The sequence below is a fragment of the Okeania sp. genome, from assembly GCF_983059655.1.
The window spans coordinates 1-16,479 of sequence record NZ_CEZPJD010000087.1 but is presented as its reverse complement, the minus strand read 5'-3'; the positions used below and the strand labels follow the sequence as shown (position 1 = coordinate 16,479).

11 protein-coding genes are annotated in these 16,479 nt (G+C 36.1%); 6 read left to right on the top strand and 5 right to left on the bottom strand.

Annotation, left to right across the window (positions count from 1 at the left end):
- A partial coding sequence (locus AC3DU7_RS07835; protein ID WP_488038793.1) for a hypothetical protein occupies nt 1-312 on the bottom strand: 312 nt, incomplete at its 3' end.
- A gap of 774 nt (nt 313-1,086) precedes the next feature.
- Between AC3DU7_RS07835 and AC3DU7_RS07830 the strand changes: the two genes are divergently transcribed.
- From AC3DU7_RS07830 to AC3DU7_RS07815, 4 genes are all read left to right on the top strand, one after another.
- Complete coding sequence (locus AC3DU7_RS07830; protein WP_488038792.1) at nt 1,087-2,397, top strand: aminopeptidase P N-terminal domain-containing protein; 1,311 nt, start codon at nt 1,087-1,089, stop codon at nt 2,395-2,397.
- A 331-nt stretch (nt 2,398-2,728) separates the two neighbouring features.
- Complete coding sequence (locus AC3DU7_RS07825) at nt 2,729-4,984, top strand: ATP-binding protein (protein ID WP_488038791.1); 2,256 nt, start codon at nt 2,729-2,731, stop codon at nt 4,982-4,984.
- Between the two features lie 6 nt (nt 4,985-4,990).
- The gene (locus tag AC3DU7_RS07820; RefSeq protein ID WP_488038790.1) at nt 4,991-5,446 is read left to right on the top strand and encodes a response regulator; all 456 of its coding nucleotides are present in this window, start codon (nt 4,991-4,993) and stop codon (nt 5,444-5,446) included.
- Between the two features lie 712 nt (nt 5,447-6,158).
- Nucleotides 6,159-10,553, top strand: coding sequence for a response regulator (locus AC3DU7_RS07815; RefSeq protein ID WP_488038789.1), 4,395 nt, complete (start codon nt 6,159-6,161; stop codon nt 10,551-10,553).
- Nucleotides 10,554-10,843: 290 nt separating this feature from the next.
- Here the strand turns inward: AC3DU7_RS07815 and AC3DU7_RS07810 are convergent, their stop codons facing one another.
- Together AC3DU7_RS07810 and AC3DU7_RS07805 are read right to left on the bottom strand one after the other, a co-directional pair.
- Complete coding sequence (locus tag AC3DU7_RS07810) at nt 10,844-11,035, bottom strand: hypothetical protein (RefSeq protein ID WP_488038788.1); 192 nt, start codon at nt 11,033-11,035, stop codon at nt 10,844-10,846.
- Between the two features lie 799 nt (nt 11,036-11,834).
- A complete protein-coding gene (locus AC3DU7_RS07805; RefSeq protein WP_488038787.1) occupies nt 11,835-12,203 on the bottom strand; it encodes a translation initiation factor in 369 nt (122 codons plus the stop codon).
- Between the two features lie 653 nt (nt 12,204-12,856).
- On the opposite strand from AC3DU7_RS07805, the gene AC3DU7_RS07800 reads away from it, so the two are divergent.
- Nucleotides 12,857-13,171: a DUF760 domain-containing protein gene (locus AC3DU7_RS07800; protein WP_488038786.1), complete on the top strand. Its 315-nt coding sequence runs from the start codon at nt 12,857-12,859 to the stop codon at nt 13,169-13,171.
- A 315-nt stretch (nt 13,172-13,486) separates the two neighbouring features.
- Nucleotides 13,487-14,656 (top strand): DHH family phosphoesterase, encoded by a 1,170-nt coding sequence (locus tag AC3DU7_RS07795; protein WP_488038785.1) that lies wholly within the window; start codon nt 13,487-13,489, stop codon nt 14,654-14,656.
- A gap of 137 nt (nt 14,657-14,793) precedes the next feature.
- Here the strand turns inward: AC3DU7_RS07795 and AC3DU7_RS07790 are convergent, their stop codons facing one another.
- Nucleotides 14,794-15,498: an ROK family protein gene (locus tag AC3DU7_RS07790; protein WP_488038784.1), complete on the bottom strand. Its 705-nt coding sequence runs from the start codon at nt 15,496-15,498 to the stop codon at nt 14,794-14,796.
- An 84-nt stretch (nt 15,499-15,582) separates the two neighbouring features.
- Nucleotides 15,583-16,245 (bottom strand): YqiA/YcfP family alpha/beta fold hydrolase, encoded by a 663-nt coding sequence (locus tag AC3DU7_RS07785; protein ID WP_488038783.1) that lies wholly within the window; start codon nt 16,243-16,245, stop codon nt 15,583-15,585.
- Between the last annotated feature and the right edge of the window lie 234 nt (nt 16,246-16,479).

Genomic DNA, 16,479 nt, shown 5'->3' with positions numbered 1-16,479 from the left:
ACTGATAACTGATAACTGATAACTGAAATGACCACTACCTGTGACGCGAATACGAGGTATGGTGCGGGTTGGTGCTTCAAATGACGCATTATTCAAGAAGTAGCGTCCAGTATTAATTAAGCGAGAGAGATTTGAATAGCTAGCTTCTCTTGGGCATTCATAACTTACAAACTCAGCATAGTTCAAAGCTGATTTCAGCGCAGATTTTGGTGCAGGAACAAGTGGATAATTGGTTATCTGAGTTTGATAAATATTTTCATTTATAGCAGAAAGCTGTTTTGACGCAAGGCGTACTCTATCATAACAGGTCATAGCGTGAGCGCTGCTGGCAAAAAGAACAGTCCCTGCTGTTATATCATGTTCGGTAGAACAGTTACAGCAGATTCCACTTTGGTCAGGTATACCAATCGCGGGCAAGATGCCCGCACTACAAAAATTTGATTGTCAATCTCTGTATTTCATATACTTGGAATATGCTGTATCATTAGGCTCGTAGTAGGGCTTTAGCCCTAATAGTAAGTATTTTCTGGGCTAAAGCCCTACTACAAACAAAAATTTTATTATTAAGTAATTATCCGAACATGATATTAGTAGAGCTGGAGCTAATAAACTTTTAGACATCTCCAAAAATCAAAAATAAAATCAATTCTCACACATAAATTATCAATTCTTTCTTCCTACTGCCTATTGCCTACTCCCTACTCCCTCTTTTCTGGAGATGTCTTTTGAGTTTGTCCATAATATTTTTGACCAAAAAATCAGGTCTCAAGCCTCCCCTTTTAAGGGGATGAAAAGAAATCAAGTTCAATATTTCAAGCCTCTGACTTTAGGCAGAGGTTACTGATAACTGATAACTGATAACTGATAACTGATAACTGAAATGACAAGTGGGAGTAATCTTGCATTATAATTTTTTTTTACCGTAACTTTTCTTTTTCTTTGTGTCAAGAACTGCTAAAGAGGCTTAACACAAATAATTTGGTATTAGAACTAAGTTGATTTTATTTATTTCCTTGGACAGATAAAATCGTCTCTTTCTAATTTATTCCTGGTAACTTTTTACTTCTAACTAATAACAAATAAACCATGACAAATTACTCAGAATATCAACAACGACGCGAACAATTAATGGCAAAAATTGGCAATGGTACAGCTATATTGAAAAGTGCGCCGATGGCTGTCATGCACAATGATGTAGAATATGCCTATCGTCAAGATAGCGATTTTTTTTATTTAACTGGTTTTAATGAACCGGAAGCTGTGGCAGTTATTGCACCACATCATGAAAAGCATAAATTTGTTTTGTTTGTCCGACCAAAAGACCCGGAAAAAGAAACTTGGAGTGGTTATCGCACTGGTGTGGAAGCTGCTAAGGAAAAGTATGGTGCTGATGCAGCTTTTTCTATTAATGAACTGAATAAAAAGTTACCTGAATATTTGAAAAAGGCCGACAAAATATATTATCGCTTAGGACGCGATCGCCACTTCAATGAAACAATTCTGCGACATTGGCAAAATTTAATGCGGACCTATCCAAAAACAGGTACTGGACCTATCGCTATTCAAGATATGGGAACGGTTTTACATCCGATGCGTCTGCTTAAAAGTACTGCAGAATTAGAACAAATGCGCAAAGCTGCTGATATTGCTGTTGATGCTCATAAGCATGCGATGAAGTTTGCTCAAGCGGGGAAGTTTGAATATCAAGTTCAAGCAGAAATGGAGTATATTTTTTCTCGTCATGGAGCGACTCCAGCTTATCCTTCTATTGTTGCTTCTGGTGCTAATTCTTGCATTCTTCATTACATAGAAAATAATCGGCAAATGCAAGAAAATGATTTGCTGTTAATTGATGCTGGAGCTGCCTACAATTATTATAATTCTGATATTACTCGGACTTTTCCTATTAGTGGCAAGTTTACACCAGAACAAAAGATTATTTATGAGTTGGTTTTGAGAGCGCAACAAGCAGCAATTGCTGAAGTAAAACCAGGAAATCCTTATAAACAATTTCATGATACAGCAGTACGAGTATTAGTGGAAGGTTTGATCGATTTAAAATTATTAAAAGGTAATATTGACGAAATAATTGAAAAGGAAAAATATAAGCATTTATATATGCACAGAACTGGACATTGGTTAGGTTTAGATGTACATGATGTGGGTGTTTATCAGTGGGGAGAAGAACCACAAAATTTACAACCAGGGCAAGTTTTAACTGTAGAACCTGGTATTTATATCGGACCGAATATTAAATCAGTTGAAGGTCAACCAGAAGTATATGACCGTTGGCGCGGAATTGGAGTTAGAATTGAGGATGATGTTTTAGTTACTGCTGAAGGAAATGAAGTATTAACTGCGGGAGTTCCAAAATTAATTGAGGAATTAGAAAGTTAAATTTTTCTTCTTTTATTTACAACAGTTATTGAGTTTATAAGGTACAAAGTTTTATTGCTCTAGGGAATAGGAAACAGGGAATGAATAAATAGTCTTATAACTGTACCTCTATCCTCAAAAGTGGTGTAATAGAAATAGTAGGGAAGTTGCATGCAACATCCCTACAGACTAGGCGGTAATAATTAATTATTTATATACGAGAATTTAAGCTGTACTGCCTAAGTGCTGAAGTGCTTATATCAAAATATTAAAACTCATAAAACACCAGATTTTTCCTTCTTTACTTCCTTCTTCCTTCTTCCTTCTTTATACCAACTGAAAACTAGAAGTAATGAACAATAAAATTGAAATCATAACAGCAGACAAAGTAAATTTAAATAATTGCGATCGCGAACAAATTCATATCCCTGGTTCAATTCAACCTCATGGAGTATTGCTAGTTTTACAAGAACCAGAATTAGACATTATTCAAGTTAGTAATAACACGAAAGAGTGGTTAAATATTCTCCCTGAAAATTTACTCGAACAAAATATTAAATATTTATTAAAGCCTCAACAAATAGATTATATCTGTAATAGCTTAACAGGAGATTTTGAATATCTAAATCCACTAAAATTCTCTATAAAATGTGGGAATGAAACCAAAAAATTTAATAGTATTGTGCATCGCAATGATGGAGTAGTAATTTTGGAACTTGAACCTTGTAAAATTGAACTAGAACAAGATTTTCTCCAATTTTATCAACTCACTCGCCACACTATGACTCGGATTCAAAAATCTGCAAATTTACAGGAACTTTGTTCAATTGTAGTTAAAGAAATTCGTCAATTGATAGGGGTAGACCGGGTGATGATCTATAAGTTTCATCTCGATAATTCTGGTGAGGTCATTGCGGAAAATAAACGGGAAGCTCTAGATTCTTATTTAGGCTTACATTACCCTGCTACTGATATTCCTCAACCAGCAAGACATCTTTACAGTGTTAATTATCTGCGGATTATTCCAGATATTAACTATCAACCTGTAGAGTTGTTGCCTAAAAATAATCCTTTGACTAACCAACCCCTAGATTTAAGCTTTTCTGTGTTGCGGAGTGTTTCCCCAATTCATATAGAATATCTCCAGAATATGGGTGTAAAAGCTTCTATGTCAATCTCTTTATTAAAAGAAGGAAAATTGTGGGGATTGATTGTTTGTCATCACTATTCAATTAAATATATTCCCTATAGTTTACGAACAGTTTGTGATTTTTTTGGACAAGTAATGTCTATTCATATTACGACAAAAGAAGAAAATGATAATTTAGATTATAAAATTTATTTAAAATCTATACAATCTCAGGTAATAACAGCTATTTCTGAATCTGAAAATTTATTAATGGCCTTCACAAATATTGGAGAAAAATTATTAACAATAGTAGGGGCAACAGGAGCAATAGTTTATGCAGAAGGAAAACTGCAAAAAATAGGAAAAACTATCAAAGATGAAGAAATTGAACCCTTGCTTAACTGGGTCATAACTCAAATAGAGACTGATGTATACTACACAGATTCTTTGCCAAAAGTTTATCCTCCAGCTAATGAATTTAAAGAGATTGCTAGTGGCTTATTAGCGTTAGAAATTACCAAAGTCCAAAAAAATTATGTGTTATGGTTTCGCTCAGAAGTAAGTCAAACAGTTCATTGGGCTGGAAATCCACAAAAACATGGCAAAATTGAATTGGATGGTAGTATCACACTTCTACCTCGGAAATCTTTTGCAAAATGGCTCGAAACAGTTGAATGTCATTCTCTACCTTGGCAATCTTATGAAATAGAAGGGGCACAAGAACTAAAAAGTGCAATTTTGGGAATTTTAATGCGTAAAATGGCTGAATTAGCAGAAGTAAATCTAGAATTAGAACAAAGTAATAATGACTTAGATTCTTTTAACTATATTGCTTCTCACGATCTAAAAGAACCTTTACGAGGTATTCATAATTATGCTACATTTTTGATGGAAGATTATGGTGAAATTATTAACGCAGATGGTCGGCAAAAATTAGAAACGTTGGTGCGTTTAACTCAACGGATGGAAGATTTAATTAATGCTTTATTGTTTCTTTCTCGTTTGGGTCGTCAAGAACTTCATAAAGCTCCAATTAATCTGAATGAATTAATTGAAAATGTAGCAGAAGTTATTAGAATGAGTAAACCTAATGAATCTATTGAAATCATAAAAATGAATAATTTGCCGATAATTTATGGTGACAAAGTTCTAATGGAAGAAGTATTTAGCAACTTAATTAGTAATGCGGTTAAATATAATAAAAAAACTCATAAAATCATAGAAATTGGTTATAAGTACACGGAAGATTCTGCTTGTTTGATATACGTCAAAGATAATGGCATAGGTATTCGAGAAAAGCATATAGAGACAATTTTTAAACTTTTTAAAAGATTACATGGGAAAGATAAATTTGGTGGTGGTACAGGGGTAGGTTTAACAATAGTAAAGAAAATCATTGAACGTCATGGTGGTCAAATTTGGCTGGAGTCTAATTATGGAGAAAGAACAACGTTCTATATCAAATTATTGGAGAATTAATCATTAATGAGTGAATTATTAAATAAACAAAAAAAATTATCTTTGCTAATAGTAGAAGATAGTGAAGAAGATTACACTACATTGATCAGACTTCTGAAAAAACAAGGTTTTGAGTATCCTATATATCGATGTGTAGATGGAGATGACGCATTAGATTTTGTTTTCCAGACAGGAGCATATTCTCCTGAAATAGCTCCTCGTCCTACAATTATTTTAATAGATTTAAATTTGCCAGGAACTGATGGAAGAGAAGTAATTGAAGTTATCAAGAATCATCAAAAATTAAAAATTATTCCTATGGTTGTATTTTCAACTTCATCAAATACTAAAGATATTCAAGTTTGTTATGAATACGGAGTAAATAGCTATATGGAAAAGCCAGTAAATCTTAATGTTTTTGCTAAAAACATAGATGATTTTTTATCCTATTGGTTTGAAACAGCTATTTTACCTGATAATTGATTTATCTCATGTTCAGTTTAACAGTTATAAACGAGAAGAAATCAGGAAACGGAATACTTTCCTTTTATTAGAATTCAGAATCCAAAGGATATATCATATTTGACTATAATTTTTATGAACTATCAAACGTCTATACATCCTTATTTGCCCCTATATGTATTGAACAAAAGGAAAAACTCGGCCAGATATTTTAGATTTAGATGCGCCTTATTAATATCAGAATATTTTTGTCACCAGTACAGTAACGATTTATTTTATTTCTACGTCTTGCATGATTATCATTATTAAACTATAATCTACAATATATTTTAGGGTGATGAAATACGGTAACAAAGATTTGTTAACTAATTTTGAAAATACAGGAATATAGAATCGAATCAACAAGCTTACCTCATTAACTTACAATCTACATATCTAGTGTAGGATGGCGGAAATAACTTACCAGTTACAAAATCCTCAAACAATACAAATCAATACTTTTGACTGTCTTGAGGGTGTCTTAAATTTTGGAGGGGCTGTGTGCGGAACCATTTTCGCACTTTAAAAGCGCCGTAGGAAACCTCAGAATTACACACTCGCTTTGAACTTCCGCGTAGCGGCACTAGCTGTAGTAAACTTAACCATTAATAATAGTGGCCTAATAGGTTGAATACCCTACCATCACTCGCATTGTTATCACTCCTACTGACTACTTCCTCAAAGAAGCACAAAAATGCCTAACTCAAGCTATAGCAAAATTCCCCATGGTGACAGCAATGCTAGCACACCTGAAGTCTTATTACCAACAATAACTATTTTAATCCTAGATGATTCTGAGGTAGATCGTCTAACCTACATTCGTTATCTTCAATCAGATCCAGACCACACTTACCGCATCATAGAAGCAGAAACCTTAGAAGAAGGAATAGAAATGTGGAACTCGGAACGACCAAATATAGCCTTGGTTGATGTAAATCTACAGGATGGAGATGGATTGGAGTTCTTAGAAGAAATTGCCATTCACTACCCTAAAGATAAATTACCCGTAATTGTGCTGACTGGATTGGGGGATGAGCGAGTTGCAGTACGAGCAATGAAATTAGGAGCAGCAGATTATCTGATCAAGGGAGATATTACAGCTACCTTTCTATGCAACTGTGTTAGTCAAGTTTCTGTTCGCAACACGATGCTTACTCAGTTAGACCTAAAATCTGCAATCATTAGGAATCCTCTGGTTGTAAATCCGGAGACAACACTCAGAGATGCTATTACCTTAATGAATAAACGGCGATCGCTCACCAGGGATACCACAATGGCAGATGGGCCAGAAAAAGATCGCCATCAAAGGGCAAGGTCAAGTTGTGTATTAGTAGTTGAGGATGGGCAGGTCGTAGGTATTATGACTGAGAGGGATGTAGTCCGCTTAAGTGCCCAGCAACAACCTCTCGATAGCTTGGTAATGGACCAAATTCTGGCACGTTCTGTCATTACTCTACCTGAGTATGATTTTACCGATTTGTTTTATGTAATTAACCTACTGCTACAAAATCAGATTCGTCACTTGCCAATTCTAGATGAACACGATCGTCTGGTTGGGTTGCTTACCCACGATAGTTTGCGACAAATTTGCCAACCAACCGATATGCTACGACTACGTCTGGTGCACGAAGTCATGAACCATAAAGTGGTTTGTGCCACACCAGAGACATCTCTGTTGACAATTGCCCAACTGATGAGCGATCGCCACATTAGTTCGGTCGCGATCGTGGAATCTGGTACAGAATCACTGCAAATTCCAGTAGGGATGCTAACTGAGCGAGATATAGTTAGATTTCAGGCATTGGGTCTAAATCTAGAAAATTCTATAGCAGAGACAGTGATGAGTAAACCGATCTTGACAGTCAAATCAGAAGCATCACTGTGGACTGTCCAACAGATGATGGAAGACCGTAATATCCGTCGGTTAGTGGTGACAGGGGAGCAAGGAGAGCTTCTAGGCATTGTGACACAAACCAGTGTGTTGCAAGCCATCAATCCCCAGGAAGTTCGTAAGTTGACAGAAGTGTTGGAACAACGGGTGATGCGCTTAGAAGCAGAACGAATCAAACTACTCGAAGATCGCACTGTTGAACTAGAAAAATTGGTGGAAGCTAGAACTAATACTCTCAAAGCTAAGGCGGAACGCGAAAAATTAATGATGACTGTAACAGACCAGATACGGTCGTCGCTGGAGTTGCAGAAAATTATTGATACAGCAGTACGAGAGATTCCCTCACTGTTGCACTGCCATCGGGCAATGGTTTACCAATTCCATCCTCAGTCTTCTGATACTGTAGTTGCTGAGTCAATTGCTGAAGGCGATCGATCGCTATTGGATGCAGAATTTGCTCATGTCTGGGTCACACCTGAATGGATAGAGCAGTATCGCCATGGTCAGATTCGGGTAGTAAATGATGTATACGAATCAGGCATAAGTCCAGATCGTCAAGAAATGCTTGTCAGCTCCGGTCTGCGTGCTACCCTGGTTGTGCCAATTATAGTAGAAGAGGAACTGTGGGGTCTGATTCTTGCCAGCCACGATCGTGCCTATGTCTGGGAAAAAAATGGGATAAATTTACTGCAACGATTATCTGTTCACATTGCCATTGCTATCCAACAGGGAAAAGCCTATGAACAAATAAAGGTTGAACTGGAAGAACGGCGACGAGCAGAATCTGCCTTGAAGAAAAGCGAAAATCGTTATTCAACATTAGCTGCAACTGTTCCAGTAGGAATTTTTCGTACCGATGTGACAGGCAATTATACTTATGTTAATGACCGCTGGAGTCAGATTGCTAGGATATCTGCAGACATAGCAACTGGATCGGGATGGCAACAAGGATTACATCCTAGCGATCGAGGGATGGTTACTACGGCCTGGGAGCAATTTCTCCAAGGTAAGCATTCTGGCCAAATGGAATATCGCTGGCAACATCCTGACGGTACTGTGAAGTGGGTGTATGCACAAGCGGTGGCAGAATTGGATACTGAAGGGCAGAAAATCGGTTATGTTGGCACAATTACTGATATTAGCTGTCGTAAACAAGTTGAAGAAACTCTACGCAAAAGTGAAGCTCATTTAAAAGCAGCACAAAGAATAGGTAAACTGGGGAGTTGGGAGTTCAATCTAACAACGGGCGTAGTTACTTGGTCTGACGAAACTTTCCGTATTTTTGGACAGTCGCCAGAAGTGAAAACTCTAACTTATGAAGGCTTCCTAAAACTGGTCCATCCTGAAGACCGCGAGGGTATAGATTGTGCGGTTAAGGCTACCATAGCAACCGCTCAACCCTACAAAATCGAATGTCGCATCTCTCAACCGAATGGCTCTTTGGTTTATATCTCGGCTCGTGGCAGACCTCTGCGGGATATCTCCGGCAAAGTAACGCATCTCATAGGTACAGTACATGATATCACAGAGCGTAAACTAGCTGAACAGCAGTTGCGAGAAGCAAAAGAAACTGCCGAATATGCTAATCGTGCCAAGAGCGAATTTTTAGCCCTGATGAGTCACGAAATTCGTACTCCGATGAATGGTATTCTAGGACTGACTCATTTGGCTTTACAAACAGATCTTACCAACTACCAGCAAGACTATCTTTCCAAAATCCAGAGTTCCGCCAAATCATTACTGGAAATCATCAACGATATTCTGGACTTTTCCAAAATCGAAGTTGGGAAACTGGAATTGGAATCTATCCCATTTGAATTAGTTCAAATCCTGAATCAAATTAACAATGTTCTAGGTCTAAAAGCTTCTGAAAAAGGTCTGGAACTATTATTTCAAGTTGGGGACCGGATTCCCCAATATTTAATTGGAGACTCACTGCGCTTAACTCAAATTTTGATGAATCTAGCGAGCAATGCTATCAAATTTACTGAAACAGGTAGCGTTACTATTGGAATTGAACTACTCACTTATAGCCAGGAAACTGTTGGCCTGAAATTTCAGGTGCAAGATACAGGAATTGGTATTAGTCCTTCTCAGATGGAAAAACTATTTCAGTCCTTTACCCAGGTGGATGCTTCTACCAGTCGCAAGTACGGTGGTACAGGACTCGGATTGGCAATTTGCAAGGGTCTTGTGAACATGATGGGAGGCACTATTAGTGTTGAGAGCGAACTTGGTAAAGGTAGTATATTTTACTTTGAACTAGAAATGGGCCACCTATGGGAGCCTGATGATAATTCTAGTTATCAGGTACTCAATGATTCTAGAGAGACTGAATTTTTCTGTATGGCAGAACTGGAAGAAATTCAGGGAGCTAATATTCTGCTGGTAGAAGACAATGCAGTAAATCAACAAATAGCCCGGGAATTGCTGGAAAAGGTGGGGTTGATAGTAGATTGCGCAACCAATGGAAAAGAGGCGATCGCTAAAGTTATGGAGCAGATTTACGACCTAATCTTGATGGATATTCGGATGCCAGGAATGGATGGACTAGAGGCCACTCGGCATATCCGTTCTCTGGCAGAGGAGGGCGAGAGCGCAACAAAATGGCTTGCCACAGTGCCAATTATTGCTATGACAGCTAATGCTATGGATATAGATAAAGCTAAAAGTTCGGCAGCGGGGATGAATTATCATCTATCCAAACCTGTTAACCCCCAAGAGTTATATGAGACTCTTCTGAAATGGATTGTTCCAACTAACAATTCCTCTGTACCCACGAACAATATCCCTAGTTTTCTCCCAGAAAATATTTTTGTTCCAGAGACTGATAAATTATCTCTGCCTGGTCTGAATGTCAATTTGGGTTTAGAGTTTACGGGTGGTGACTGGAGTGATTATCAGGATATTCTGAGAATTTTTCAAACCTCTCAACAAAAGTATGACACTGAAATCCTAACAGCACTAAACCGCGGAGATTTGGAGAATGCGTTATATTTGGTTCACTCCCTCAAAGGAGCAGCAGGTAACATTGGAGCAGATATTCTCTACAAGTCTGCTGCCTCTTTACATCGGGATCTACGAAGTGAAACTCCCGATCTGGAAGTTTTATCTACCAAAGCTTTAATCTTAGCCCAACAGTTTCAGCAAGTATTAGAGAGCATTGATATACTTCTAGGTAAATTCGCAAGTGAGTAGTTATATCAAATCTGGTTCATTTCAGTTAACAGTTATCAGTACCTCTTGCAATAAGGAGGCTTGACATCAGGAATATTCTCTTTTTTTATCCCCTGAAAATGGGAGGCTTGAGACCACAATTTTTTGGTAATGGGAATTATTGAGGAAATCGAAACAACTACTACATAGTAGAACGTTTTATATTTAATTAAGTAGAGCTAGTTATGAGAATTCAAAGATCGATAAAAAATATAGCTTTTCTCAACGTACTGAGGAATTATATGTAATTCAAATTGGACTAGAGAGCAAATCTAATATTTCGGCTCCAAAAATTCTCCGTTAAAATCAGAGTTATTAGAAGTATCTTCAGGTAGCCAACGACATTCTAATTTTCCTGCTTCTATTTGAGGTACTTTAATAGCAAACCCGTTACCATCACCTATCATAGAAAATCCAAAACCAACAGAAGTTCCTAGTAATACCAAAGCAACAGTTCTAAACATTTATATATCTCCACTAATATAAGTTTAATTACTTCTTATATCATGTCCGGTAGCATCGGTCTTGTATAGTGAATAGGGAACAGGGAACAGGGAACAGGGAAGAAAAAAACTTAAATTTCCTGTAGATATCCACGCTAACTTTTACACAAACGATACCAACGGACATGATATTATTTAATACTACAAAGTCAAAATCAAAATTCCGCAACAATTATCGATCTTAATATTAGCTATATAAATCTTATTGGCGCATTTATTTCTAATAATTCATGCTTTGTTGATAAATATCTACAGTATCTCTGTTATATTTTCCTGATTTGATAATTACAAGCTAGTTTTAATATTATATAGACTAGATATTCAAGCAAATTACAGTAGGGAAGGATAGTTCAAATTCATGGGAAATATAATATCGAATCCGTTTAATTCGGTATAAAAAAATATTCTATCTTCATCCAGAGCGGAAAGAATTCTGAGTTATTTTCCCTTCTTAATTCTGAATTCTGGATTCTGGATTCTGATTCACTATCTTATTACACCGATGCCACCAGATTTGATATAACTCATATATTCTTGATTCCCTAATGCTTTGATCTGTCTATTTTAATTGCTTTAATTACAGCTTGTTTAAATTTATCACCCTTAAATACCTTAAAGAAGAAGTCAGTAGAAGGCTGTTATATCATGTCCGGATAATCAGTTATAAAAAAAACTTTCTCCTTTAAACTTTTCTTTCCCTTCTGCCTTCTGCCCTCTGCCTTCTCTCGTCCAAAGTGTAACTATTTAACCGGACATGATATTAACCACCGCTAATTTTAGCTTTGTAGCCCAATTTAGTTAAAATCTCCAGTAACTTTTGCTTATGTTCCCCCTGAATTTCAATTTCATTATCCTTAAGAGTGCCACCAGCACCACATTGATTTTTAAGTTGTTTCAGTAAAGCTGTCAAAATTTCCTGGTTCGACTGAAACCCACTAATAATTGTAACTGTTTTTCCTTTGCGACCTTTGCGGGATGCTTGTACTTTTAAATTTTGTTGATTTGGCGGTAAGTTTGGTACTGCTCTTTCTGTTGCTGGGGAGGTGGCATTATTACCAAACTCTGAGTAAACTACGCGATCGCCTTGAGCAGATTTCATATTGGAGGAATTATTTTTTGAACGACCCATACTTTCAAGGAATATTATTTAGATTACTACATAGTAAGTATATCAGGATTTATATCATTTCCACTTGAATACTTATTCTTTGGTGGAAGGAAGGCAGATGGTAGAAGGCAGAAAGTTTTCTTCCTGTTGTGATTTATCCTATACACAAACAATGTTACCGGACGTGATATTACAAAATCCTAAAAGCCTTGCCAATCAATATTTTTGACTTCTGACTTTTGAATTTTGACTTCCGCATAGCAACACTAGTTAGGGCTTGCTGATTAAATACCTTAGCGGCAGCTTTGCGTCAGCAAAAGCATTGACTGATATTGGTTGTAGGATTTTTTTGTCTCAAAAAGTGACAGCTTTTCGGTGGCAAGAGCTGCATAAAGCTAGTATTTTGGCAGGCAACGGCGGAAAAATTGGGGGACAATTATTCCAGCTATATATTTTGTAATCCACCATTTATCCTAACTATTGACTACTGACTACTACAAAGAGCAAAAAGACTTTTTCAGCAAACCCTAGTTAGCTGGGAAGTTTGAATAGCGATCGCTATTCTAGAGTAGAAAAAACCGGATCTAAAAGTTCGGTAACACTTAATAGAGTAGCTAGAAAATATTGCTAAGATGTAACTAAATACTAAACTCTATTAATTTCAGATAAGTACCATGAATAACTTTCCAAGTCATCCCTGTGAATATTCTGCCGATAGATCCAGTAGTGATAACTTATTATGGCAATATGTTCAATCTTTGAATCCTGAAACTGTAGCTCAACTTTCTAAACCAGAACCGGAAGTTGCTCAAATTATGGAGCAAAGTTTAAGAGGAATGTTGGGAAATTTACCACCAGAGCATTTTGGCATGACTATAACTACTAGCAGAGAAAATCTCGGTCAAATATTGGCTTCTGCAATGATGAGTGGTTACTTTTTGCATCAAGCTAAACAAAGAATGGAACTTGATGCCCTGCATTCTAGTTGAGATAACTAAACTATTCACTTGAAGCGATAGACTCCCCAAACAATTAGGGTGAACGAAAAAGGATAGTTTGAAATCAAATAGTCATAGCATAAGGAAGGTAAGCATTTCCTGCGGAATGCTGTTTGCGCCACATTCCGCCGTCAGCGCTTCAGTTATTGAACTTATGACAACTTATTAATAAGCTGTCTAACACAATAAGACATTTCCTCCAAAAGAGGGAGTAGGCAGCTTTGCTGTAGGCACTAGGGAGAAAGTATTGATAACTTCTGTGTGATAATTGATTTAATTTTTTATTACTGGAGATGTCTAATAATTATGATCGATCGCTCTCAATTGAAAAATCAGGAACTGACTAAAAAATCTGTTAGTCAAACTTTATCTAAAACTATCCCAATTCCTACTAACTTAAAAACAGATGCTTTAATTGAAACTTTAGAGAGGTACTCTAATACTCGTCAATTAATTATTCTCCAAGATTTTCCAGATCCAGATGCACTTTCAGGAGCTTGGGCTTATAAGTTAATTGCTATACAATATGATATTCAGTGTGATATTGTTTATTCTGGTACTCTTAGTCATCAAGAAAATATTACGCTTGTGAAATTGACTGGTTTACCTATCCAAAAATGGACAGTAGAAACTGCTAAAAAAAAGGATTTATCTGTTTATCAGGGATGTGTTTTTATTGATAACCAAGGTACTACCAGTCAGCTCACTTCACTGGTGCTAACAACTATTCCTGTGGTTGCTGTTATTGACCACCATAGTCTACAAGAAAACTTAAAGGCAGAGTTTGTAGATATTCGGCCTTCAATTAAAGCTACAGCTACTATTTTAACCCAATATATTCAAGCAGGATTACTAGAGTTTGATAATAGTACTACCGAACATATAAAATGTGCTACAGCTTTGATACATGGCATCAGGTCTGATACTAATCAATTATTACAAGCAACAGATGAAGATTTTTTGGCAGCCGCCTATTTAAGTTGTTTTTATGATGCAACATTATTAAATGCGGTGCTACAATCTTCTAGGTCTCAACGGGTTATGGATATTATTGAAAGAGCTTTGTCTCATCGCTCAATATATAATAATGTTTCTATTTCTGGCGTTGGTTATCTTCGTGCTTTAGATCGAGATGCTATTCCTCAAGCTGCTGACTTTTTAATCACAGAAGAAAATGTTCATACTGCTGTTGTTTATGGTATTGTTCAGGATGAGGAAAAAGAGCTAGAAGTAGTAACTGGATCGCTGCGAACTAATAAAATTACTCTAGATCCAGATGAGTTTATTAAAGAAGCTTTTGGAATGGATGCCCAAGGAAATTTTTTTGGTGGAGGACGTTCTCAAGCAGGAGGTTTTGAAATCCCTATAGATTTTCTTTCTGGTTTTAATTCTAACAGCGAATATGCTCAAAAAAAATGGGATGTTTTTAATATTCAAGTTAAGCAAAAGCTTTTAAAATTAGTTAATCCTAATTAAATAGGCATCTCCGAAAAAGAGGGAGTAGGGAGTAGGGAGTAGGGAGAAATAATTGATTATTTATGCACGATAATTGATTTTATTTTTGATGACCGCCAGATTTCTAATAGAGAAATATTAAAATTCTGAGTCCTAAATTATTCTTTCCATAAGGCAATTCCTCCTAATAAACCATTTACATTCGGCACTATTTTTACATTCGTTGGTAATTCAAATTGAATTTTTTTGCTATTGCCACCACCAAGATAAATACAATCACAATTAAATAAATGTTGTAGAGTAGCGATCGCCTTTTCTAAGCGCTTATTCCACTTCTTTTTACCCACATCATCTAATGCTGCTCTTCCTAATTGTTCCTCATAAGTGTCTTTTTTGCGAAATGGATGATGACCCATTTCTAAATTTGGTACTAGCTTTCCTTCTACAAACAATGCTGAACCGAAACCAGTTCCTAGAGTAATTACCAGCTCTACTCCTTTACCTTCAATTGTTCCTAGTCCTTGAAGATCGGCATCATTAGCAACTCGCACGGGTTTCCCCAACCTTTCTGAAAGTATTGTTGCCAAATTCAACCCTCTCCAGTCAGAATCTAAATTTACTGCTGTTTTAATCACGCCATCCATAACTACACCAGGAAAACCTACGGATATTCTGTCAAATTCTCCTTGCTCTGCTGCTAAAGATACAATCTCTTTTAATATTGGGTCTGGTTTTGCTGGGTTTGGTGTTTCTACACGACTACGTTCTGCGATCGGTTCTCCTGTTTCGTCTAAGACTATTACTTTAATCCCGCTGCCACCAATATCAACTGCTAAAGTTTGTATAGTTTTAACTTCATTCATTGCTTACGCCTTATTTTTTCCTGACATACTAAACATAATAATTAATATTTTTTTACTAATACAATATTTATAACCTTATCTTAATTATTTATCTAATTTAAAGTCTTGGTTTAAAAATAGATAAATTTCTTGCCAAACTTTTGTCATTACATTCCCTAAAGTATGGTCAGTATCAAGTTCTATTAACTCTACCCAGGAGCGTTTAGCAACAAATTCTCGACTAGCTTGAATGGGAATCACATTGTCGTTTAAACCATGGATCATTAAAGTTGGTAAAGTACGTTTTAAAGTTTTTTCTTCATACTTGATTAAATCAACTATAAAATCATAACTCAACAGTAAATATTTTCTTTCTCCATAATGATATATCCAATAATTTCCCCTTTTTTGCCATTTTTGTAATTTTTCTTCTCCTAAATGTTGTTGCCAATGGGAGACAAATTTTAAGGCTGGTGCAAGTAAAATTATTGCTTTAATATTTGGATTTCGTTCTGCTAAAAAAGTAGATGTTAAACCACCAAAACTAGAGCCAATTAATATTATTGGTGTGGATTTTTTTGTTATTTCTGATTCTACTTGACGAATTTGTCTTGTCAAAGTTAGGTTGTAAAAATCATTTTGGTTTAAGTCAAGAATATTCAGATTGAGGTTAATTTCGGAGAAGCGATCGCGCAAATATATAGCTTTATTAGATTTGGGACTAGAGGCAAACCCATGTAAATAAATATAAGTGTAATTATTCAGCATTTTTTTTGTTCAAAATGAAAAATAGGCCGGAGTAACTCATAGCTAATATATAATCAGTATTTTCCATACCGAAACGCTTTTTAACTTATCTTGCTAAAGTATTATTTTCAAGACTTGTAATAATTATTTTGTAAAGCTTATTAGTAATAACTATTTTTTTTAATTAGATAATTTTGGCGACTATAGCAATCCTATTTTATTCGTGTCAAAAATCTTACTGCTTTTTAGGGAACA

Excerpts from the sequence above, each read along its gene's own strand:
- AC3DU7_RS07805 (WP_488038787.1), bottom strand. The coding sequence starts at position 12,203 with ATGGGTCGTTCAAAAAATAATTCCTCCAATATGAAATCTGCTCAAGGC.
- AC3DU7_RS07785 (WP_488038783.1), bottom strand. The coding sequence starts at position 16,245 with ATGCTGAATAATTACACTTATATTTATTTACATGGGTTTGCCTCTAGT.
- AC3DU7_RS07815 (WP_488038789.1), top strand. The coding sequence starts at position 6,159 with ATGCCTAACTCAAGCTATAGCAAAATTCCCCATGGTGACAGCAATGCT.
- AC3DU7_RS07825 (WP_488038791.1), top strand. The coding sequence starts at position 2,729 with ATGAACAATAAAATTGAAATCATAACAGCAGACAAAGTAAATTTAAAT.
- AC3DU7_RS07820 (WP_488038790.1), top strand. The coding sequence starts at position 4,991 with ATGAGTGAATTATTAAATAAACAAAAAAAATTATCTTTGCTAATAGTA.
- AC3DU7_RS07810 (WP_488038788.1), bottom strand. The coding sequence starts at position 11,035 with ATGTTTAGAACTGTTGCTTTGGTATTACTAGGAACTTCTGTTGGTTTT.
- AC3DU7_RS07795 (WP_488038785.1), top strand. The coding sequence starts at position 13,487 with ATGATCGATCGCTCTCAATTGAAAAATCAGGAACTGACTAAAAAATCT.
- AC3DU7_RS07800 (WP_488038786.1), top strand. The coding sequence starts at position 12,857 with ATGAATAACTTTCCAAGTCATCCCTGTGAATATTCTGCCGATAGATCC.
- AC3DU7_RS07830 (WP_488038792.1), top strand. The coding sequence starts at position 1,087 with ATGACAAATTACTCAGAATATCAACAACGACGCGAACAATTAATGGCA.
- AC3DU7_RS07790 (WP_488038784.1), bottom strand. The coding sequence starts at position 15,498 with ATGAATGAAGTTAAAACTATACAAACTTTAGCAGTTGATATTGGTGGC.